Annotated in this window: 19 protein-coding genes; 7 read left to right on the forward strand and 12 right to left on the reverse strand. The window is 73.2% G+C overall.

Annotation, left to right across the window (positions count from 1 at the left end; translation table 11 throughout):
- Window positions 1-83: 83 nt before the first annotated feature.
- Both ACF09C_RS21380 and ACF09C_RS21385 read left to right on the forward strand, forming a co-directional pair.
- Window positions 84-788 (forward strand): helix-turn-helix transcriptional regulator, encoded by a 705-nt coding sequence (locus tag ACF09C_RS21380; RefSeq protein ID WP_392093315.1) that lies wholly within the window; start codon window positions 84-86, stop codon window positions 786-788.
- Between the two features lie 32 nt (window positions 789-820).
- Window positions 821-1297, forward strand: a complete 477-nt coding sequence (locus ACF09C_RS21385; RefSeq protein ID WP_392093317.1) for a DUF3291 domain-containing protein — start codon at window positions 821-823, stop codon at window positions 1295-1297.
- Between the two features lie 11 nt (window positions 1298-1308).
- Here ACF09C_RS21385 and ACF09C_RS21390 read toward each other — a convergent pair whose 3' ends face one another.
- Together ACF09C_RS21390 and ACF09C_RS21395 are read right to left on the reverse strand one after the other, a co-directional pair.
- Window positions 1309-1725: a VOC family protein gene (locus tag ACF09C_RS21390; RefSeq protein ID WP_392093319.1), complete on the reverse strand. Its 417-nt coding sequence runs from the start codon at window positions 1723-1725 to the stop codon at window positions 1309-1311.
- 39 nt (window positions 1726-1764) lie between these two features.
- Window positions 1765-2178 (reverse strand): helix-turn-helix domain-containing protein, encoded by a 414-nt coding sequence (locus ACF09C_RS21395; protein WP_392093321.1) that lies wholly within the window; start codon window positions 2176-2178, stop codon window positions 1765-1767.
- A 279-nt stretch (window positions 2179-2457) separates the two neighbouring features.
- Here ACF09C_RS21395 and ACF09C_RS21400 point away from each other — a divergent pair, with 279 nt between their 5' ends.
- Window positions 2458-3225: a YqjF family protein gene (locus tag ACF09C_RS21400; RefSeq protein WP_392093666.1), complete on the forward strand. Its 768-nt coding sequence runs from the start codon at window positions 2458-2460 to the stop codon at window positions 3223-3225.
- Between the two features lie 162 nt (window positions 3226-3387).
- The gene (locus ACF09C_RS21405) at window positions 3388-4989 is read left to right on the forward strand and encodes an ABC-F family ATP-binding cassette domain-containing protein (RefSeq protein ID WP_392093323.1); all 1602 of its coding nucleotides are present in this window, start codon (window positions 3388-3390) and stop codon (window positions 4987-4989) included.
- Between the two features lie 24 nt (window positions 4990-5013).
- On the opposite strand, the gene ACF09C_RS21410 is transcribed toward ACF09C_RS21405, so the two are convergent.
- The 3 genes from ACF09C_RS21410 to ACF09C_RS21420 all read right to left on the reverse strand — a co-directional run bounded on the left by ACF09C_RS21410 (window position 5014) and on the right by ACF09C_RS21420 (window position 8425).
- Window positions 5014-6171 (reverse strand): methyltransferase, encoded by a 1158-nt coding sequence (locus tag ACF09C_RS21410; RefSeq protein WP_392093325.1) that lies wholly within the window; start codon window positions 6169-6171, stop codon window positions 5014-5016.
- A gap of 58 nt (window positions 6172-6229) precedes the next feature.
- Window positions 6230-6805 (reverse strand): histidine phosphatase family protein, encoded by a 576-nt coding sequence (locus ACF09C_RS21415; protein WP_362004597.1) that lies wholly within the window; start codon window positions 6803-6805, stop codon window positions 6230-6232.
- A gap of 183 nt (window positions 6806-6988) precedes the next feature.
- Window positions 6989-8425, reverse strand: coding sequence for a PLP-dependent aminotransferase family protein (locus ACF09C_RS21420; protein ID WP_392093328.1), 1437 nt, complete (start codon window positions 8423-8425; stop codon window positions 6989-6991).
- Here ACF09C_RS21420 and ACF09C_RS21425 point away from each other — a divergent pair.
- Both ACF09C_RS21425 and ACF09C_RS21430 read left to right on the forward strand, forming a co-directional pair.
- On the forward strand, window positions 8424-9392 hold the full coding sequence (locus ACF09C_RS21425) for a DMT family transporter (protein WP_392093330.1): 969 nt from the start codon (window positions 8424-8426) through the stop codon (window positions 9390-9392). The two genes, ACF09C_RS21420 and ACF09C_RS21425, sit on opposite strands and share 2 nt — an antisense overlap.
- A 99-nt stretch (window positions 9393-9491) precedes the next feature.
- Window positions 9492-9686 carry a DUF1918 domain-containing protein gene (locus ACF09C_RS21430; RefSeq protein WP_392093332.1) on the forward strand — a complete coding sequence of 65 codons (195 nt, stop codon included), beginning with the start codon at window positions 9492-9494 and terminating at the stop codon, window positions 9684-9686.
- Between the two features lie 27 nt (window positions 9687-9713).
- Here ACF09C_RS21430 and ACF09C_RS21435 read toward each other — a convergent pair whose 3' ends face one another.
- Window positions 9714-10970, reverse strand: coding sequence for a glycoside hydrolase family 10 protein (locus ACF09C_RS21435; protein ID WP_392093333.1), 1257 nt, complete (start codon window positions 10968-10970; stop codon window positions 9714-9716).
- 179 nt (window positions 10971-11149) lie between these two features.
- Here ACF09C_RS21435 and ACF09C_RS21440 point away from each other — a divergent pair, with 179 nt between their 5' ends.
- Window positions 11150-12010: a 3-hydroxybutyryl-CoA dehydrogenase gene (locus tag ACF09C_RS21440; protein WP_392093335.1), complete on the forward strand. Its 861-nt coding sequence runs from the start codon at window positions 11150-11152 to the stop codon at window positions 12008-12010.
- 97 nt (window positions 12011-12107) lie between these two features.
- Here ACF09C_RS21440 and ACF09C_RS21445 read toward each other — a convergent pair whose 3' ends face one another.
- From ACF09C_RS21445 to ACF09C_RS21470, 6 genes are all read right to left on the reverse strand, one after another.
- A complete protein-coding gene (locus ACF09C_RS21445; protein WP_392093337.1) occupies window positions 12108-12638 on the reverse strand; it encodes an NUDIX hydrolase in 531 nt (176 codons plus the stop codon).
- A gap of 51 nt (window positions 12639-12689) precedes the next feature.
- Window positions 12690-14036 (reverse strand): transcriptional regulator, encoded by a 1347-nt coding sequence (locus tag ACF09C_RS21450; RefSeq protein ID WP_392093339.1) that lies wholly within the window; start codon window positions 14034-14036, stop codon window positions 12690-12692.
- Between the two features lie 259 nt (window positions 14037-14295).
- On the reverse strand, window positions 14296-15375 hold the full coding sequence (locus ACF09C_RS21455) for a PP2C family protein-serine/threonine phosphatase (protein ID WP_392093341.1): 1080 nt from the start codon (window positions 15373-15375) through the stop codon (window positions 14296-14298).
- Between the two features lie 329 nt (window positions 15376-15704).
- On the reverse strand, window positions 15705-18233 hold the full coding sequence (gene pheT / locus ACF09C_RS21460; RefSeq protein WP_392093343.1) for a phenylalanine--tRNA ligase subunit beta: 2529 nt from the start codon (window positions 18231-18233) through the stop codon (window positions 15705-15707).
- Window positions 18233-19360: a phenylalanine--tRNA ligase subunit alpha gene (gene pheS, locus ACF09C_RS21465; RefSeq protein WP_392093345.1), complete on the reverse strand. Its 1128-nt coding sequence runs from the start codon at window positions 19358-19360 to the stop codon at window positions 18233-18235. The genes pheT and pheS overlap by 1 nt, the downstream gene beginning before the upstream one ends.
- 138 nt (window positions 19361-19498) lie before the next feature.
- Window positions 19499-20647, reverse strand: a complete 1149-nt coding sequence (locus ACF09C_RS21470) for an ATP-binding protein (RefSeq protein ID WP_392093347.1) — start codon at window positions 20645-20647, stop codon at window positions 19499-19501.
- Window positions 20648-20669 lie beyond the last annotated feature (22 nt).

The following is a 20669-nucleotide window of genomic DNA, read 5'->3' on the forward strand; positions in this document are numbered from 1 at the left end:
ACGCAACTTCGCAGTTTTATGCAAAGCCTGGGTGTGGCGATGCCGCTTCTATCGACAACTCCCATTGTTCCTAGACTGGCCGAATGGAGGACATCGACGCGATCGCCCTGCTGCAGGACCCGGTGCGGCGGCGGCTGTACGAGTACGTGGCGACCCAGGGCCGCGAGGTCGGCCGGAACGAAGCGGCCGAGGCGGCCGGGGTGGCGCGCACACTCGCCGCGCACCACCTGGACCGGCTGACCGAGGCCGGACTCCTGGAGAGCGACAGCCGGCGTCTGACCGGGCGCTCCGGGCCGGGGGCGGGGCGGCCCGCCAAGGTGTACACCCGGGCACGGGCCGAGTGGTCGGTGGCGCTGCCCGCCCGCGACTACCGCACCGCCGCCGAACTGCTCGCCGAGGCCGCCGAGCAGGCCGGACTCGACGCCGAACTCCGCGCCGCCGCCCGCCGCCGGGGCGAAGCCCTGCGCGGCTCGGCGCCACCCTGCGGCGACCTCGACGAGGCCGTACGGACGCTGGCCGCCCGCGGGTACGAACCGCACACGGAGGACGCGAAGGACACGGAGGGCACGGAGGCGGCGGGAGAGGCGGAGGGTGCCGGGCGGGTGGTCCGCATGCGCAACTGCCCCTTCCACGCCGTCGCCGAGCGCTTCCCACCCCTCGTCTGCGGCATGAACCTCGCCCTGCTCGAAGGCCTCCTGGGCACGGACGGCCCCCTCCGGGCACGGATGGACGCCCGGCCGGGCGAGTGCTGCGTCGTGGTCGAGGATTCTAAAACCAATGCCGATTGACATAGAAAACTCGGCCGTGCTGGGATGACGCCATGACCTCGTCCCCGCGCGCCCTCCACCTCGCCCAGCTCAATGTCGCCACGCTCCTGCACCCCCTCGACGACCCGCGCCTCGCGCCCTTCGTCGAGATGCTCGACCCGGTCAACGCGGCGGCCGACGGTGCGCCCGGTTTCGTCTGGCGGCTCGTCGAGGAGGGGGCGCCCGACGCCACGGCCCTGCGCCCTGCGGGCGAGGACGTGATCGTGAACCTGTCCGTGTGGGAGAGCCAGGACGCCCTGTGGGACTTCGCGTACCGCAGCGGGCACCTGGAGGTGATGCGGCGGCGGCGCGAGTGGTTCGCCCGGCACGTCGAGGCGCACATGGTGCTCTGGTGGATACCCGCCGGACAGGTCCCGACCGTCGGCGAGGCCCTGGGGCGGCTGTCGGAGCTGCGGGCGCACGGCCCGTCCCCGCGCGCGTTCACCTTCGCCTCCGCCTTCACCGCCGACGAGGCCGCCGCGCACCTGTAGGGACGGTGAGGTCAGGAGGTCCGGGGCTGGTTGAAGCGGAGCATGTTCCCCGAGGGGTCGCGGAAGGCGCAGTCCCGGACGCCGTACGGCTGGTCGACCGGCTCCTGGAGGACCTCTCCCCCGGCGGCCCGGACCCGCTCGAACGTGGCGTCGACGTCGTCCGTCTGGAAGATGACCCCGCGGAGCAGCCCCTTCGCGAGCAGCTCCGCCATCGCCCGGCGGTCCGCCGGTGAGGCGTTGGGGTCGGCGAGCGGCGGTTCGAGGACGATCTCCACGTCGGGCTGCTCGGGCGAGCCGACGGTGACCCAGCGCATCCCCTCGAAGCCGACGTCGTTGCGGACCTCCATGCCGAGGACGTCACGGTAGAAGGCGAGCGCCTTGTCGTGGTCGTCGACCGCGATGAAGCACTGTGCGAGCTTGATGGTCATGGCTCCGACGATAGGAGCCGGTGCCGGATTCCGCTGCCGCTACGGAACGTGGACCGCCGTGCCTTTCCTGACCGGGCGCGTGTGGATCTTCGCGAGGCAGGCCGGGATCGGCGCGCCCGCCTCGTGGCAGCGGGCCCGGTAAGCGCTCGGGCTCTCGCCGACCAGCTCGGTGAAGCGGGTGCTGAACGAGCCCAGGGACGTACAGCCGACGGCGAAGCAGACCTCGGTGACGCTCATGTCTCCGCGGCGCAGGAGCGCCTTCGCCCGCTCCACGCGACGGGTCATCAGATAGCTGTACGGCGTCTCCCCGAAGGCGGCACGGAAGCTGCGGGAGAAGTGCCCGGCCGACATGAGGGCGATGCGCGCGAGCGCCGGGACGTCGAGGGGCTGCGCGTAGTCGCGGTCCATCGCGTCGCGTGCGCGGCGCAGGCGCACCAGGTCTTCGAGCGTCACGTCACCAGCATCGCAGACGGGTCCGACAGTGGGGGATCACGGCGGGCTCCGGGGAGCGCCCTGAAGGCGACGGGGGCGGCAGCCCGGGGGCAGCGGGAGGTGGGAGCCCGGGGGCGACGGGGGCGGCAGCCCGGGGGCGGCGGGAGGTGGGAGCCCGGGGGCGGGGGCTTCGGGCGGGGAGCGTTCTGCCATTCTTGCGCCGTGCCGCAGCCCGAGCCGTTCGTGCCCAAATCCGTCGTGCCCGAGCCCGTCGTGCCCGAGTCCGTGGCCCCCGAGTCCGTGGCCCCCGAACCCGTCGTGCCCGACGCCCCCACCCGTATACGCGACCCGCTCCTCACCCAGGAGTGGCTCGACCTCGCGTTCGTCCACTGGGCCGTCGATCCGGACGCCGTGGCCCCGCTCCTGCCGAGCGGAACCGTGCCGGACACCCACGAAGGGCTCACGTACGTGGGGCTCGTGGCCTTCCGGATGCACAAGGTCGGGTGGCTGCGGCTGCCGGGGATCCCGTACCTCGGCTCCTTCCCGGAGACCAACGTGCGCCTGTACTCCGTCGACGCCCACGGGCGGCGCGGTGTCGTCTTCCGGTCGATGGACGCGTCGCGGCTGATCCCCGTGGTGTTCGGGCGGCTCGGTTTCCAGCTGCCGTACCTGTGGTCCCGGATGAGCGTCCGTACCGAGGGCCGGACGGTCGACTACACGAGCTCGCGCCGCTGGCCGGGCCCGCGCGGGGCCTACAGCCGCCTCAGGGTGGAGCGGGGCGAGCGCGTCGAGGAGCCCACCGAGCTCGAACACTTCCTCACCGCCCGCTGGGGACTGCACAACGCGTTCTTCGGCACGGCGGTGCACCTGCCCAACGAACATCCGCGCTGGCCGCTGTACCGCGCCGAACTGGTCGCCTGCGAGGAGAACCTGCTCGCCGCGGCCGGGCTCCCGACGCCCCAGGAGGCCCCGGTCAGCGTCCTGTACTCCCCCGGGGTCCCGGTCCGCCTCGGCCGGCCGTCGCGGTCCGCCCCGACCGTGCCGCACCCCCGCGGGCCCTCTCGCTAGAGAGCCTCGCCGGGGAGCCTCCGGCACGCTCCGAAAAACCGGATGCGCCCGGTCCGGGGCCTCCCCTAGCCTCGTAGGCATGTCTACGCCCCGAATTTCCTAGCTCAAGGACCCACTCCCACGCCACCCGTGTGTCCTTCTGCTTTTTCGGAGCGTTACCCCATGATCACCGTTCGTGCCGTCGACGTGCGCGCCGGCGCCCGCCTCCTGCTGTCCGACCTCTCGTTCCACGTCGCCCCGGGCGACCGGATCGGCCTCGTCGGCCGTAACGGAGCCGGGAAGACCACCCTGCTCGAAACCCTGGCCGGGCTGCGCCCGCCGGCCGCCGGGACCCTCACCCGTACTGGCGAGATCGGCCATCTCGCGCAGGACTCGCGCGCCGCCGACCCGGCCGTCTCGGTCACCGACCGCATCCTGTCCGCGCGCGGACTCGACCGCGCCGGCCGCGAGCTGCAGCGGGCCGCCGTCGCCCTCGGCGAGGCACCCGACGCGCGGCGCATGGCCGCGTACGCCCGCGCCGAGGCGGAGTTCGAGACCCGGGGCGGGTACGCCGCCGAGGCGGAGGCCGCCCGGGTGGCGGCCGGCCTGGGGCTGCCGACCGAGGTCATGGACCGGGCGGTCGGCACGCTCTCCGGCGGCCAGAAGCGCCGGGTCGAGCTGGCCAGGATCCTGTTCGCCGGGCACGGCCGCGAGGGCACGCTGCTGCTCGACGAGCCGACGAACCACCTCGACGCCGACTCGATCGGCTGGCTGCGCGGCTTCCTCGCGGCGCATCAGGGCGGTCTCGTCCTGATCAGCCACGACGTGCCGCTCCTGGCCGACACGGTCAACCGGGTCTTCCACCTGGATCCCACGCGCGCCACGATCGACGTGCACAACACCGGCTGGTCCGCGTACCTCGCCCAGCGGGACGCCGACGAGCGCCGCAGGACCAGGGAACGTGCCAACGCCGAGCGCAAGGCGGCCTCGCTGCACGCCCAGGCGGAGAAGATGAAGGCCCGCTCCGCGACGGCGACGACCGCACGGAGCATGGCCCGCCGCGCCGACCGGCTGCTCGACGGGCTCGATCCCGTACGGCAGGCCGAGCGCGTCGCGCGGATCCGGCTGCCCGAGCCCGCGCCGTGCGGCCGGATGCCGCTGGGCACGGTGTCGCTGACCAAGTCCTACGGGGACGGGCGCCCGGTCCTCGACAGTGTCGACCTCGCCGTGGACCGCGGCAGCCGCCTGGTCGTGCTCGGCCTCAACGGTTCGGGCAAGACGACCCTGCTGCGGCTGCTCGCGGGCGTCGAGGTGCCCGACGCGGGGCGGGTCGTGCGCGGGCACGGGCTGCGGATCGGGTACTTCGCGCAGGAACACGAGACGCTCGACCCCGCGCGCACCGTCCGGGCCAACCTCGCCGCGGCGGCGCCCCATCTGACGGACGGTGAGGTACGACGGGTGCTCGGGGCGTTCCTGTTCCGCGGCGACGACGCCGACAAGCCGGCCGGGGTGCTCTCGGGCGGCGAGCGGACGCGGCTCGCGCTTGCCGGTCTGGTCCACTCGGGCGCCAACGTCCTGCTGCTCGACGAGCCCACGAACAACCTGGACCCGGCCTCCCGCGACGAGGTCCTCGCCGCCGTCTCCACGTATCCGGGCGCGATCGTGATGGTCACCCACGACGAGGGGGCGATCGACGCACTGCGGCCGGACCGGGTCCTGCTGCTCCCGGACGGCGAGGAGGACCTGTGGAGTCAGGACTACCGAGAGCTGGTGGCCCTGGCCTGACGCGTACGGGAGTACGTGCCGGGGTCAGGCCGCGGCACCGCGCTTGACCGCCCGCAGGATCACGAACTTCGGGTCGCTCGCGACCAGTTCGCAGGAGCCGAAGATCCGGCGGAGCGTGACGTGGTAGCCGAGGTGCCGGTTGCCGACCACCCACAGCTCGCCGCCCGGCCGCAGGACGCGCCGCGCGTCGGTGAACATCCGGCGGGCGGTGCGGTCGGTGGTGGCCTGATGGCTGTGGAAGGGCGGGTTGTTCAGGACGAGGTCGACCGAGTCCGCGGCGAGCCCGGCCGTTCCGTCACCGACCAGGAACTCGGCGGTGCGGCCGGGCACGGCGTGGGTACGGAAGTTCTCCTCGGCCGAGGCGACGGCCTGGTACGACTCGTCGGCGAAGACCAGGTCGGCCCCGGGCTCGGCGAGCGCGACCGCCAGGCCGACGACTCCGTTGCCGCAGCCCAGGTCCACGACCCGGGCGCGATCGAGGCCGGTCGGCAGGTGCTTCAGGAAGAAGCGGGTGCCGATGTCGAGACGGTCCGCGCAGAAGACACCGGCCTGGTTGACGACGGTCCGCCCGGCGACGGTCCCGGCGTCGGCGGGGAGGTCGTAGCGGTACGGCCAGGGGTTCGCGGCCCGCTCCCGGCCGGGCTCCGGGGTGCAGAGGATCAGGCGGGCCTTCTTGGCGGCGAGCGAGGTGCGGGTGGGGCCCAGGATCGACTCGAAGAGCTGGAGCGTGGAGGTGTGGATCTCCTTGACCATGCCCGTCCCGACGACCACGGTCCCCTCGTGCAGGGCGGGTGCGAGCCGGTGCAGCTGGTCCTCCAGGAGCGCGAGGCTCTTGGGGACGCGGACGAGCAGCACGTCGATCCGCTCGGGCGGCGGGTCCTGGGTGGTGAGCAGCCGGACCGCGTCCGGGGCGGCGCCCGAGCGGGCCAGGTTCTCGGCGGTCGCCCGGCGGCCCAGGTAGGAGTCGGTGATCTGCGCGAGGGCGCCGGGGCGGCGGGCCGCGAGCGCCGTCGCGAGGGCGCCCCAGCGGTCGCCGACGACGGCCACCGTGCCGGACAGGTCGGTGTCCGTCTCGGCCAGGTGGCTCAGCAGGTACTCGTCGGAGGCGTCCCAGGCTCGGAGCGGGTCGCGCGGGTCCTCGGGGAATCGGGTGAGCGGGAACTCGCCCCATGACGTGGTCAAACGGTTCATCGTGCTCTCAGGCTAGCCGGTCCGCTCGCGCGGCCGATCCCCCACGGCCTCAGCCGACCGCCGCCTGGAGGTGCAGGTGCCAGAGGCCCGGGCGGCCGGTGAGGGTGACCGTGGACAGCGGGCGGACGTCGACGTTCCAGAAGGTGGCGGGCGGTGCCTTGAGCGCGTACACGAGGGCGGCCCGGACGACGGAGGGTTCGGCGACGGCGACGATGGAGCCGTCGTCGGCGGGGCGGGTGTCGAGCCAGCTCCCTATCCGCGCGATGAAGGCGAGCAGGGTCTCGCCGCCGTGCGGGGCGATGCGCGGGTCGGTGAGCCACGCGTCGACGGCGGCCGGTTCCAGCGCCGCGACCTCCGCGAGGGTCAGTCCGCGCCAGCGGCCCATGTCGCACTCGCGCAGGGCGGGCTGGGCGAGCGGGGCGTAGCCGAGCGCGGTGCCGGTCGCCCTGGAGCGGGGCGTCGGCGAGCAGTAGCGCAGCTCGGCCGCGCCGAGCGGGACCAGTGAGTGCGCGGCGAGCTGCACCTCGTACCAGCCGGCCTCGTCGAGCGGCCGGTCGTCGTCGAACCGCTCGGCGAGCAGAGAGGAGCTGCGCGCCGCTGCGACGAGCGTGACCCGTAGACCCATGGGCGCGATCGTGAGGCCGGACGGCTGGCAGGTCAAGAGGGCATATGCGCGGGCTCCGGTCAGGGCACCGGTCCTCTCGGGGGCCGGTGCTGTCCGACAACCGGCCGCTTGTCCGGAATCCACCGCGGATCGAATCAGGCCTTCTCCGACCACACCACACGCATCGTCCGTGGCCGGAAGGGGTCAGCCGGTCAGCTCGTCGACGGCCGTCCGCAGCCGGCGCACGCCCTCGGCGATCTCGGCGGGCCCGGCCACGCCCGCGAAGCTGAGGCGTACGTGCCCGGCGGGCGGTTCGGCGCTGAAGTACGGGCGGCCGGCGGCGACGGCGACCCCGGCCCGCAGGGCGCCCGCGACGAGGGCGGCCTCGGGCAGGGTGTCGGGGAGCCGGAGCCAGAGCTGGTAGCCGCCCACGGGGATGTGCGGCAGGGCCAGTTCGGGCAGGTGCTGGGCGAGCGCGCCCGCCATGGCGGCCCTGAGGTCCTTCAACTCCCGGGACACGGACCGCAGATGGCGGCCCCAGGCAGGCGATCCGACGAGTTCGAGCGCGGCTTCCTGCAGGGGGCGCGGAACGAAGAAGCTGTCGACGACCTGGATCGCGCGGAGCCGTTCCAGGACGGGGCCGCGCGCGGCGAGGGCGCCGACGCGCAGGCTGGGCGAGGTCGGCTTGGTCAGCGAGCGGATGTGGACGACGACACCGTCGGGGTCCTCGGCGGCCAGCGGTACGGGGAGCGGTCCGGCGTCCTCGTGGACGAGCAGGCGGGCGAAGTCGTCCTCGACGACGAAGGCCCCCGCGGCCCGGGCGATCCGGACGACGGCGTGCCGCCGTTCGGCGTCGAGCACGGCGCCGGTCGGGTTCTGGAAGAGCGGCTGGCAGACGAAGACCCGGGCGCCGGTGGCCCGGAAGGCGGCTTCGAGGAGTTCGGGGCGGACCCCGTCGGCGTCGACCGGAACGGGTACCGGACGCAGGCCGGCCGAGCGGGCGACGGCGAGCATGCCCGGGTAGGTGGGCGACTCGACGAGCACGGGCGTGCCGGGCGGGGCGAGCGCCCGCAGGGCGGTGGCGATGGCGGGCTGCCCGCCTGCGGTGACGAGGACGTCGGCGGCGGTGACGGTGCCGCCGATCTCGCGGGCGAACCACTCGCGGAGTTCGGGCAGTCCGTCGGTGGGCGGCCGGCCCCAGGCACCGGGGCGGCGTCCCGCGCGGGCGAGGGCGGCGGCCATGGCGCGCTCCGGCTGGAGCGAGGGGTGCAGATAGCCACCGTTGAACTCGACGACCCCGTGCGGGGGCGCCGACAGGGTCGCCAGGACTCCGGACGCGTCGACGCTGCGCGGGACAAGCTCCGTCGCCGCGTCGGCGCTGAGCGTGACCTCCTGCCAGGACGTGTCGCCGGCCGCGGTCGCGCGCTCGCGCGGCTCGGCGCGGTACGCACCGGCTCCCGGCCGGGTGACGACGAGGCCCTCGGCGGCGAGCTGGGCGAGTGCCCGGGTGACCGTCACCGGGGAGACGCGGTACCGCTCGACGAGGGCTCGACTGGACGGGAGCTTTCCACCTGGTGAGTAGCGGTCCAGCTCCGCTTTCAGGGATGCGGCCAGTTCAGCGACGCTGCTACGCTCGTGCATGACAGCACAGGATAGCGCTACTACTCCCTCGACGATAGCGGTCGCCACCAGCGGGCCCACCGGGGCGGTCTCGACGGCGGTCCCGACCGCGGCCTCGGTGGCGTCTTCCCGGCAGACCCGCGGCACGCTCCTGGCCGGCCTGGGCGTGGTCGCGTTCTCGCTCACGTTCCCGTCCACCGTCTGGGGCCTGGAGAGCTTCGGCCCCTGGTCGCTCGTCGCCGTGCGCTCGACCCTGGCCGCGCTCATCGCGGGCGCCTTCCTGCTGGCGATGAAGGTCCCGCTGCCCGAGCGCCGGCACTGGGCGGGCCTCGCCGTCGTCGCCGGCGGGGTCGTGGCGGGCTTCCCGCTCCTGACGACACTCGCCCTGCGCACCACGACCACCTCGCACGCCGCCGTGGTGGTCGGCCTGCTGCCGCTCACCACGGCGGCCTTCGCCGCGGTCCGCACCGGCCGCCGGCCCTCCCGCCGGTTCTGGCTCGCGGCCGTCGCCGGCGCGCTGGTGATCCTCGCCTTCACGCTCAAGGAGAGCGGCGGAGCCCTCTCCAGCGGCGACCTGTACCTGTTCGGCGCGCTGCTCGTCTGCGCGGCCGGATACACCGAGGGCGGGCGGCTCGCGGGGCTCATGCCGGGCTGGCAGGTCGTCGGCTGGGCCCTGGTCCTGTGCCTGCCGTTCATGCTCGTCGGCGCGGCCGTCGCCCTCTCCGTCGAACCCGTCCACCTGAACGCCCACGGTGTCGTCGGGCTTGTCTGGGTCGCGGCCGGCTCCACCTTCTTCGGCCTGTACGTCTGGTACCGGGGCATGGCGGCCATCGGCATCCCCAGGGCCAGCCAGCTCCAGCTCGCCCAGCCGCTGCTGACCCTGCTCTGGTCGGTGACCCTGCTCGGCGAGTCGCTCTCGCCCGCCGCACCCCTCGCGGCCTGCGCCGTGCTCGTCTGCATCGCGGTGACCCAGCGCGCGAAGAGCTGACGGACCCCGGCCCTGGCGCGCGCCCGAGAGTGACGCGGGTCACAATGGCGGACATAGACTCGGATCGAGGACAAGCACGGCCGCGAGGAGGTCACCCCGATGGAAGCGCGCGTGGGCGACAAACTGCTGGTGCACGGCCGGACCGTCGGTCAGCACGACCGTACGGCCGAGGTCCTTCAGGTGCTCGGCGAGAACGGCAATCCCCCGTACCGCGTCAAGTTCGACGACGACGGCCACGAGGCCCTGATGTCTCCGGGCCCCGACACCGTCGTACGCCACCACGAGAAGTCGTAACGAGAGAACGACCCGAACGACCGGTCGTCAGGAGAGCCGGACCGGGGTCGGGTAGTGATCGGCGACCACGGTCGCCATCGCCCCGATCCGGTCCGTGCCGACCTCCTTCGCCGCGAAGAAGCAGTGCCCGCCGACCCCCGCGTACCGCGCGGCGAGGGTCAGATGGCGGGAGAGCTCCTTACGGTCCTGCCAGGCCGCGGGCTGGGCGGGGTCACCGGCCTTGTAGAGCGCCTCACCGATGTGGAGCCCGACCCCGGTGCCCCGCACCACCGCGTCCCACCAGGGCAGGAGCTTGGCGTAGTCGGTGGCGGCGTTGCCGATGTGCCAGTACAGCTGCGGGACGACGTGGTCGATCCAGCCCTCCTTGACCCACTTCCGGGTGTCCGCGTGCAGGTCGTCGTAGCTCTGCACGCCCGAGCGGGTGTCCGAGCCCTTGGGGTCGGTCGAGGCGTGGCGCCAGACCCCGAAGGGGCTGATGCCGAAGGCGACCCGGGGGGCGAGCTGCTTGATCCGGGCGGAGGCCTCGGAGACCAGGAGGTCGACGTTGTTGCGCCGCCAGGACGCCCGGTCCCGGAAGCCCGCCCCGTACGACGCGTAGGCGTCGTCGTCGTCGAAGGCCTGCCCGGCCACCGGGTAAGGGTAGAAGTAGTCGTCCCAGTGGACGGCGTCGATGGCGTACCGGCCGACGGCGTCGAGCATCGCGTCCTGGACGAAGGCGCGGACCTCGGGCAGCCCGGGGTTGTAGTGCAGCTTCCCGCCGTACGGAACGATCCACTCGGGGTGGCGTCGGGCCGGATGGCCAGCCGCGAGCCGGGTCGGGTCCGTGTGGTTCGCCACACGGTACGGGTTGAACCAGGCGTGCAGCTCAAGACCGCGCGCGTGGGCCTCCTCGACGGCCGTCCCCAGCGGGTCCCAGCCGGGGTCGCGGCCCTGGACGCCGGTCAGGCACTCCGCCCACGGCTCGTGCGGCGAGGGCCACAGGGCGTCGGCGGTGGGCCGCACCTGCAGGAGGACGGCGTTCAGCCGGCGGTCCACGGCCCGGTCGAGGTGGGCGAGGAGTTCGGCCCGCTGCTCCCGGGCCCCCAGGCCCGCGCGGGACGGCCAGTCGCGGTTGAAGACGGTGGCGATCCACATGCCGCGGAACGCGCCCGCCGCCCGCCGCTCCGGCTCCTCCGCGTCCGCGCCCGCTCTCGTGCCCATGTCCTCCCGCGCGCTCGCGCCCGTCGTGGCGAGCATCGCGAGGGCGGTGCCCGCCACGAATCCCCTTCTCCCGATCAGACCCATATGTCGACCTTGCCGTCCGTCTTGTGTCGGATACGTCACACCTACAGGCAGAGCATGCCCGACCCGGCCGATCGATCATCGGTTAATGAGCGGTAACGTCGTGGGGTCGAGGCGGACGCACCGGAATCACACGGGGCCCGCTGCCAGTGAAGAGCGAAAGGCACGAGGTGACGGACTCCATGGCCGACATTGAGCGCGTCGGAGTGGTGGGCTGCGGCCAGATGGGCGCGGGCATCGCGGAGGTGTGTGCCCGCAGCGGTCTTGAGGTGAAGGTCGCCGAGACCACCGGCGAGGCGCTGGAGATCGGCCGTACGCGGCTCCACAACTCGCTCGCGAAGGCCGCCGAACGCGGCAAGATCAGCGAGGAGGAGCGCGATGCCGCGCTCGCGCGGCTCAGCTTCACCACCGACCTGGGCGAGTTCGCCGACCGCGACCTCGTGATCGAGGCCGTGGTGGAGAACGAGCAGGTCAAGACCGAGATCTTCAAGGTGCTCGACCAGGTGATGACCCGGTCCGACGCGATCCTGGCCTCCAACACGTCCTCCATCCCGCTGGTCAAGCTGGCGGTGGCCACCTCCCGCCCCGACCAGGTCATCGGCATCCACTTCTTCAACCCGGCCCCGGTGCAGAAGCTGGTGGAGCTCATCCCGGCGCTCACCACGTCCGAGGGCACGATCAGCCGTGCGCAGCTCTTCGCCGAGAAGGTGCTCGGCAAGCACGCGATCCGCGCCCAGGATCGGTCCGGCTTCGTGGTCAACGCGCTGCTGGTGCCGTATCTGCTCTCGGCGATCCGGATGTTCGAGTCGGGCATCGCGAGCCGCGAGGACATCGACAACGGCATGGAGTTCGGCTGCGCCCACCCGATGGGCCCGCTGAAGCTCGCCGACCTGATCGGTCTGGACACGATCGTCTCCATCGCCGACTCGATGTACACCGAGTACAAGGAGCCGCTGTACGCCGCTCCCCCGCTGCTCCAGCGCATGGTGGACGCGGGCCGACTCGGCCGCAAGACCGGTTCGGGCTTCTACCCGTACGCCTGAAGCACCAGCGAACTCTGAAGCACCACCGACCACCGTTCGGCCCGTACACCCGCACAGGTACGGGCCGTTCGGCGTCTCCCCCGTCCGTGCCGCACCGTCAGCCGAGCCGCAGGTGATGGAGCATGAGCAGCCCGGCGGCCATGTTGGCGGCCGGGATCTCGCCCCGGGAGATCATGTCCGGGACCAGTTTGAGCGGTATCCACTCGCGCCGTGAGGACTCGAAGTCGTCCTCGGGCGGGCCGATGTACGTGGCTTCCTCCGCCCAGTAGAGGTGGTGCCGGGCGTCGGTGAGGCCGTTGGAGGGCTCGACGGTGAGGAGATGGCGCAGGGGCCCCGGGCGCCAGCCGGTCTCCTCCTCCATCTCGCGGGCCGCGGCCGTTTCGAGGTCCTCGTCGTCCTCGACGACACCGGCGGCCAGCTCCCAGCCCCAGCTGTCGGTGATGAAGCGGTGCCGCCAGAGCATGAGGACTTCGTTGGCCTCGTTGACGGCGGTCGCGACGGCGACGGGACGGAGTCGGATCAGATAGTGGTCGAGGTGGCGGCCGTCCGGGAGTTCGACGTCCGCGAGGTTCACCCGGAACCAGCGGTTCTCATAGACAGGTTGTTCACTCAGTTTCGTCCACTGCACGTTTCTGCCACCTTCCGATTGGTCGGTGGCAACATGGGACCAGTCCCTGGCTCACAGGGGAACGCGTAGCGCCCCGTCGATGAGTTCGGCCGCCTGCCGGGCGTCCCCGCAGTCGCTCGCGAGCAGATGCTCCCGCACCAGCCGCAGCCGGTCCCGCAGCCGCTGCGACTCCATCCCGCGCGCCCGCTCGGTCATCTCCACCGCCGTCCGCGCGGCCGCGTCGGCCTCCCCCTGGCGCAGCTCGATCTGGCAGAGCATCGCCAGCCGGTGCACCCGGCCCCGGTCGTGCGCCGGTGTCTCCACCGCGGCCCGCGCGTGCTCCCGAGCCGCCGGAAGGTCACCCAGACTGAGCAGCGCCTCGGCGACCTGCACGTTGACGAGGCCCGGCTGGACATAGCCGGTCTCGGCCGGCTCGTGCCCGGGCCTGATCCGCTCCGCCTCCGCCTCCGCGCGCCGGATACCGGCCAACGCGGCGGCCCCGTCGCCGAGATGCGCGTACGCCTTGGCCTGCATCGCGGCGAGATCGGCGGCGAGCGCCGGGGTGATCCGCTCCCCGGCCGACCGCAGCGCCGCCTCGGCGAACGCCACCGCCTGCCGGTACTCCCCCATGAACAGCGACTGGTTGACGAGCAGCGCGACCACGTACGCGCCGAGGCCACGGTCCCCGCTGGCCTTCGCGAGCCGCAGCGCCTGGTGGAAGTACCGCTGGGCGAGGCCGAGGGCGTCGGAGTCGTACGCGCAGATGCCTGCCACGGCCACCAGAGCGCCCGTGGCGCGGTGCAACTGCCGCCCCAGACCGTCGCCGTACGCCCCGCGCAGCAGCGGCGCGGTCTCGGAATGGAGGAAGCCGACGATCCGCTGCCTGGTCGCCACCCCACCGGTCTTGCGGTACATCTGCTCGTAGTGGGCCCGGGCGGCACCGAGCATCGCGATGTCGGCGGTCGAGACCCGGGTCCGGCCGTCGCGCGAGACGTCGGAGTCCTCCGGCGGGTTCTCCCACTCCCAGACCGGCATCACCGCCGGGGTGCCGGTGACCGCCTGCACCCCGTGGACGTGCGGCCGCTGCTGCTCGTCGGAGCGCCACAGGGCGGTGGTCCGCTCGACGAACGCCGAGAGCGGCGAACCGTGGGCGACGGCGGCGGAGGTGGAGCCGGCGACACCCAGGCCGATGTCGTCGAGGGTGACCGCCCGGTGCAGCCGCGCCGCGAGCACCTCGCAGATCAGGTCGGGCACCTGGCCGCGCGGCCGCTGCCCCTTCAGCCAGCGGGCCACGGCGGTGTGTTCGTACCGCAGGGCCAGGCCCCGGGCGCGGCCTGCCCGGTTCACATGGGCGGCCAGTCCGGCGTGCGAGATGCCCGCCTCGTCCAGCAGGGCGTCCAGCAGGGTGTTGGGGTGCATGGGCCCCTCCGGTGGATCGGTCCGCCCAGGGTAGTGGTGGGCGGTTTCGCACGGGGTGTGAACGAAGTACCCGTTCTTCCGGTCCGTGCACTCTGCCGCCGTGCGCCCGGGACCGGTTGACTGAGCGCCTCGCCGCAAGGCGACCCGGGCCGCCGGGCTCCCCCTCGTACAGTGCGGCGGCCCGCAGCGCGCCGCCCGCCCGCCGACCTGCCCGACACTCCCAGGCGGTCCGGGCGGCGCCGACTCAGGGCCTGTCCACTCAACAGTGAGGGGAGGGTTCAGGTCGGGTACGGCGCAGCCCGGGTTCGGCGGGCTGCGCCGGCACCCGCATCCGGTCGTTGCGCACGACCAGCAGGGCCACGTCGTCGGCCAGTCGGCCACCGGTGTGCCGCAGCAGGGCGGCATGCACCCGGCGGACCAGCGCCGCCGGGGAGAGCGCCGCCTCACGGGCGGCCTGGGCCAGCACGGCTTCTAGGCCGAAGAAGCGGCCCGCTCCGTCCCGCGCCTCCTCCGCGCCGTCGGTGTGCAGGAAGAGCGCCTCGCCCGGCAGGAGCCGGCCGCACGGGTACGGCGAGAGGTCGGCCGGCAGCGGGAACGCGCCGAGCGGGGGATGCGGATCGCCGACCGGCAGTGCCTCCACACGGCGGCCGATCCGGTACGGGCCGGGGTGCCCGCAGTTGAGCGCGTACACCTCCCCGTCCTTGCCGATCTCCAGGACCAGTACGGTGACGAACTCCTCGGCCGCCGGATGCGCCGGCTCACGTCCGGCGCAGGCCGCCGGGTGCTCCTCGCGCGCCCGCTCCCGCAGATGGCGGGCGAGCGCCCGGTCGAGCCGCCGCAGGACCCCGCCGAGTTCCGGCTCGTCGTGCGCGGCCTCGCGGAAGCTGCCGAGGACCGCGACCACCGCGCCCAGGGCGGCGAGCCCGTGCCCCCGGACGTCTCCGATGACGATCCGCACACCGTAGGGCGTGGCCACCGCCTCGTAGAGATCCCCGCCGACGGACGCGCCCCGGGAGGCGGAGAGTTGGCCGGCGGCGACGGCGAGACCGTCGAGCCGGGGCGGGGGTGGCCTGAGCAGGACCTGCTGGGTGGCCTGGGCGATGGCGCGCACCCGCTCCAGCTCGCGCGAGAGGCCCCGGCGGATGCCGAGGATCAGTCCGGTGCCGACGCTGAAGAAGACCACGCTGGTCGCGATCCGCATCGGCAGCCCCGGCTGCTGGGCCAGCGGGCAACAGAGCTTCCAGGTCATGGCGACAGCACCCCAGAGGGTGGGAAGGGCGAGGGGCCCCAGCCCGCGCAGCCGGGAACCATCGGAGAGCGACGTCCTTGTACGGATCATGCACGGCCCTTCCTGAGGCCCTGCAGCGCCCGAAGGCCCTGCGGCAACAGGCCCGCCCCTGTGGCCGCGTCGATTCTTGCGGCCACGCGGGGCACGAGGGAACAGCGACCGGACATCTCACCCGAAGGAGTGAGCGCCCCCGGCGCGCCGCAGCACGCCACCCGTTCGCCACCCGCACGGACGCGGCGTCTTCGCACAGGGGCTCGACCGCAAAGGGCGCGGCCTCTGCGCACGGAGGCTCGACCGCGAAGGGCGCCGGCTCCGCCGGAGAACGCCGGAGGGGGCCGGCCCGGTCTTCACCGGGTCGGCCCCCTCCGGGAGCGGTCCGCTCAGGCGCCGCGCAGGACGGCGCCCGTGCGCTCGGTCGCCAGGGCGACGGCCGAGTCGCGCGCGGCGCTGGCCTCGTCGACCGTGAGCGTGCGGTCCCCGGCGCGGAACTTCAGCGCGTACGCCAGGGACTTCTTGCCCTCACCGAGCTGGTCGCCGGTGTAGACGTCGAACAGCCGGATGGCCTCCAGGAGTTCACCGGCGCCGTCGCGCAGCGCGGCCTCGACCGTCTCGGTCGGGACCGAGGCGTCGACGACCAGCGCGACGTCCTGGGTGGCGACCGGGAAGGAGGAGATGGCCGGGGCCTTCAGGGGGCCCTCGTTGGCCTGCTCCACCAGGTCCAGGTCCAGCTCCATCGCACAGGTGCGGTCGGGCAGGCCGAGCGCCTTGACGACGCGCGGGTGCAGCTCGCCGCCGTGGCCGACGAGGACCTTCTCGCCGGCGACGACCACGTGGAACGCGGCGCAGCGGCCCGGGTGCCACGGGGCGTGCTGGTCGGAGCTGATGATCAGCTCGACACCGGCCTCGGCGGCCACCGTCCGCGCCGCCTGGATCGCGTCGGCCCAGTCGGCCGGGTAGCCCTTGCCCCACCAGCCGGCCTGCTCGCGGGCCCCGGCGAGGACGACGGCGACCCGACGCGGCTGCGCGGGCAGCGCGGCGTTGACGCCGGCGATCTCCTCGTCGGTGGGACGGCGGTCGACGGGCAGCCGGACGGCGACCCCCGGCTGCTCGCCCGGCCGGAAGACCAGACCGGTCTCGAAGAGCGCCAGGTCGTGGCTGCCGCGCCCGTTGTTGCGGCGCAGCGCGCCGAGCAGGCCCGGCAGCAGCGTCGTACGGAGCGCGGGCTCCTCGTCGGAGAGCGGGTTGACCAGGGTGACCACGCGGCGACGGGCGTCGTCCGCGTCGAGGCCGAGCTGGTCGAAGACCTGCGCGCCGATGAACGGGTAGTTCAGTGCCTCGACGTAGCCCGCTCCGGCCAGTGCGCGGCCGACCCGGCGGTGGGTGCGCTGGCGCTCGGTGAGGCCACGGCCGGCGGGCGGCTTGGGCAGCGTCGAGGGGAGGTTCTCGTAGCCCTCGAGCCGGATGACCTCTTCGGCCAGGTCGTTCGGCACGTAGAGGTCGGGACGCCACGACGGGACGGTGACGACCAGCTCGTCCTGGCCGTAGACGTCGCAGCCGATCTCCTGGAGGCGGCGGACGACGGTCTCCCGGCCGTAGGCGACGCCCGCGACCTTGTCCGGGTGGTTCGCCGGCATGGTGACCGTGCGGGGCGCGGACGGCGCGAGGATCTCGGTGACCCCGGCCTCGGCCGTGCCGCCCGCGAGCAGCACGAGCAGGTCGACGCACCGCTGGGCGGCGGCGGACGCGGCCTGCGGGTCGACGCCGCGCTCGAAGCGCCGGGACGCCTCGGAGCCCAGCTTGTGGCGGCGGGCCGTGCGGGCGATCGAGATCGCGTCGAAGTGCGCGGCCTCGATGACGATCTCGGTGGTGCCCGTGACGACGCCCGTCTCGGGGTCGGTCACCGGGTCGGCGATCTCCGTGTGGGCGCCGCCCATCACACCGGCCAGACCGATGGGCCCGCTGTTGTCGGTGATCAGCAGGTCACCGGAGTCGAGGACGCGCTTGACGCCGTCGAGCGTGGTGATCGTCTCGCCGGCGGCGGCGCGACGGACGCCGATGGGGCCGTCGAGCCGGGTGCGGTCGTAGGCGTGCAGCGGCTGGCCGAGCTCCAGCATCACGTAGTTGGTGATGTCGACGGCGAGCGAGACGGAGCGCATGCCCGCCTTCTGCAGTCGGCGCTGCATCCAGATCGGGGAGCGCGCCTCGGGCGAGACGCCGACCACGGTGCGCGCGGTGAACCGGTCGCAGCCGATCGGGTCGGTGACCTGGACCGGGTAGCCGTACGAGTTCGGCGCGGGCACGTCGAGCAGCGCCGGGTCGCGCAGCGGCAGCCCGTACGCGATGGCGGTCTCGCGGGCGACACCGCGCAGCGAGAGGCAGTAGCCGCGGTCGGGCGTGACGGCGATGTCGAGGACCTCGTCGTACAGCTCGAGGAGCTTCGTCGCGTCGATGCCGATCTCGAGCTCGGGCGGCAGCACGATGATGCCGTGCGAGCCGTCGTCGCCCATGCCCAGCTCGTCGCCGGAGCAGATCATGCCGCGGGAGACCCGGCCGTACGTCTTGCGCTCGGCGATCCGGAAGTCACCGGGGAGCACGGCGCCGGGCAGCGCCACGACGACCTTGTCACCCTCGGCGAAGTTGCGGGCGCCGCAGATGATCTCCTGGGGCTCGCCGGTGCCGTTGGCCTGGCCGACGTCGACGGTGCAGAAGCGGATGGGCTTCTTGAACTCCGTCAGCTCCTCGATCGTGCGGACCTGGCCGACGACCAGCGGGCCGGTCAGGCCGGCGCCGAGCTGCTCGACGGTCTCGACCTCGAGTCCTGCCGAAATGAGCTTGGCCTGGACGTCACGTCCGGTCTCCGTCGCCGGCAGGTCGACGTACTCCCGCAGCCAAGAAAGCGGGACCCGCATCAGATCTCCATCCCGAACGGCCGGGTGAACCGGACGTCACCCTCGACCATGTCTCGCATGTCTTCGACGTTGTGGCGGAACATCAGCATCCGCTCGATGCCGAACCCGAAGGCGAATCCGCTGTACTTCTCCGGGTCGACACCGCAGGCGACGAGCACCTTGGGGTTGACCATGCCGCAGCCGCCCAGCTCGATCCAGCCCTCGCTGCCGCAGGTGCGGCAGGGCCGGTCGGGGTTGCCGACGGACTCGCCGCGGCAGACGTAGCAGAGCATGTCCATCTCGGCGGACGGCTCGGTGAACGGGAAGAAGTTCGGCCGGAGCCGGGTCTTCATGTCCGGCCCGAAGAGCGCCTGGACCATGTGGTCGAGGGTGCCCTTGAGGTCGGCCATGGTCAGGCCCTCGTCGACGGCGAGCAGCTCGATCTGGTGGAAGACCGGGGTGTGCGTGGCGTCGAGCTCGTCGGTGCGGTAGACGCGGCCGGGGCAGACGACGTAGACCGGGGGCTCCCGGTCGATGAGCGTGCGGGCCTGCACCGGGGAGGTGTGCGTACGGAGCACGACACCGGACTCGTCGCCGGTCGTCCCTTCCGGGCCCTGGACGAAGAAGGTGTCCTGCATCTGGCGCGCCGGGTGGTCCGGCACAAAGTTCAGGGCGTCGAAGTTGAACCACTCCGCCTCGACCTCGGGACCCTCGGCGACCTCGTACCCCATGGAGACGAAGACGTCGGCGACCCGCTCCATCATCGTGGTCAGCGGGTGGCGGGCGCCGGCCGGAACCCGGTCGTACGGCAGCGTGACATCCACCGCCTCCTCGACCAGGACGCGGGCGTCGCGCTCGTCCTCGAGCTCGGCCTGGCGGGTGGCGAGGGCCTTGGAGACGGCGCCGCGGGCCTGGCCCACGAGCTTGCCCGCCGCGGCCTTGGCCTGCGGCGGCAGCGCGCCGATCTCACGGTTGGCCAGCGCGAGCGGCGAGGTGCCGCCGGTGTGCGCGACCTTCGCGTGCGCGAGCGCGTCGAGGTCACCCGCGGCGGCGAAGGCGGCGAGCGCCTCGTCCCGCATGCGCTCGATCTCTTCCGGTTTCAAGGCCTCGACCTCAACCGGGTCGTACGACTTATTGGGTGCGGACATCTCTTCCCGTGCTTCCGTTTGGCTGGCTTGGGCGCGGCCCCGCTCGACGTCAAGGGCGCAAACGTGCCAAAGGTCGAGTCTAACGGGGCGCGGGGACGCGAATGTGCCCGTGGGCGGCCCGGGCGGCTCGAGATCTCGTCAGGCGAGATAGGCCGGGGCACCGACGGGCAAAATAAATCGGAACTCGGCGCCGCCGCGGGGGCCGCGTCCGACGGTGATCGTTCCGCCGTGGGCCTCGACGATGCCCTTGACGATGTAGAGGCCGAGTCCGGTGCCACCACGCTTGCTCCCCCGCCAGAAGCGGGTGAAGACACGGCCCATCGACTCTTCGGGGATGCCGGGGCCTTCGTCGCTCACGGTGACCGCCGTTCCCTTCTCTCCGTCGGGGGTGTCGCTGGTGGGTGCCACTTCGATGGTGACGGTTCCCTCGCCGTGGCGCACCGCATTTTCCAGGAGGTTGCCGAGGACCTGGTCGACCTTGTCGGGGTCGGCCCACAGGTCGGGCAGCTGGGCCCGGACGCGGACGAAGAAGCGGTCGGGGGACTGGCCCCCGGTGGTGTGGGCCTGGATGTGCCGGCCGACGGCGGCGGCGATGTCGACGGGCTGGCGGCGCACCTCAAGGCGTCCTGAGTCGATCCGGGAGATGTCGAGGAGTTCGGCGATGAGCCGGGTGACGCGGTTGGCGTCGGCGTCGACGGTCTCCAGCATCAGCCGCTTCTGGTCGTCGGTGAACCGCTCCCACTTGGCGAGCAGGGTCGCGGTGAAGCCCTTGACGGAGGTCAGCGGGGAGCGCAGTTCGTGGGCGACGGTGGCGATGAGCTCGGCGTGGCTGCGTTCGGTACGGCGCCTGGCCTCGGTGCCGCGCAGCGAGACGACGACGCGCCGGACGGGCCCGGTGGGGTGCTCGCGGACGTAGCGGGCGGAGACGAGGACCTCGCGGCCGCCCGGCAGGAGCAGGTTGCGCTCGGGCTGGCCTCGCCGGGTGGCGAGGCCGCCGTACGGGTCGGTGAGGGTCCACCAGCGGCGGCCCTTGAGGTCCTCCAGCGGCAGGGCCTGGTCGAGCGGGAGGCCGAGGGCCTCGCCGGGGGGTACGGAGGTGATGCGGGCGGCGGCCGCGTTGAAGCAGACGACGTGCCCGGTGGCGTCGGCGACGACGAGACCGTCGGGCAGCTCGTCGGGGTCGACGCCGTGGCCGCCCGGCGCCGCGAGGGAGTGTCCGTCCGGGCCCTCCGGGGCATCCGGCGCGGCGCTCCGTGCCTGTGCGGGACTGTCCGTGCCGACCGTCATCCCCGTTCCCCACCCCTCCGTG

Source organism: Streptomyces sp. NPDC014870 (assembly GCF_043081505.1).
Taxonomy (GTDB): Bacteria; Actinomycetota; Actinomycetes; order Streptomycetales; family Streptomycetaceae; genus Streptomyces.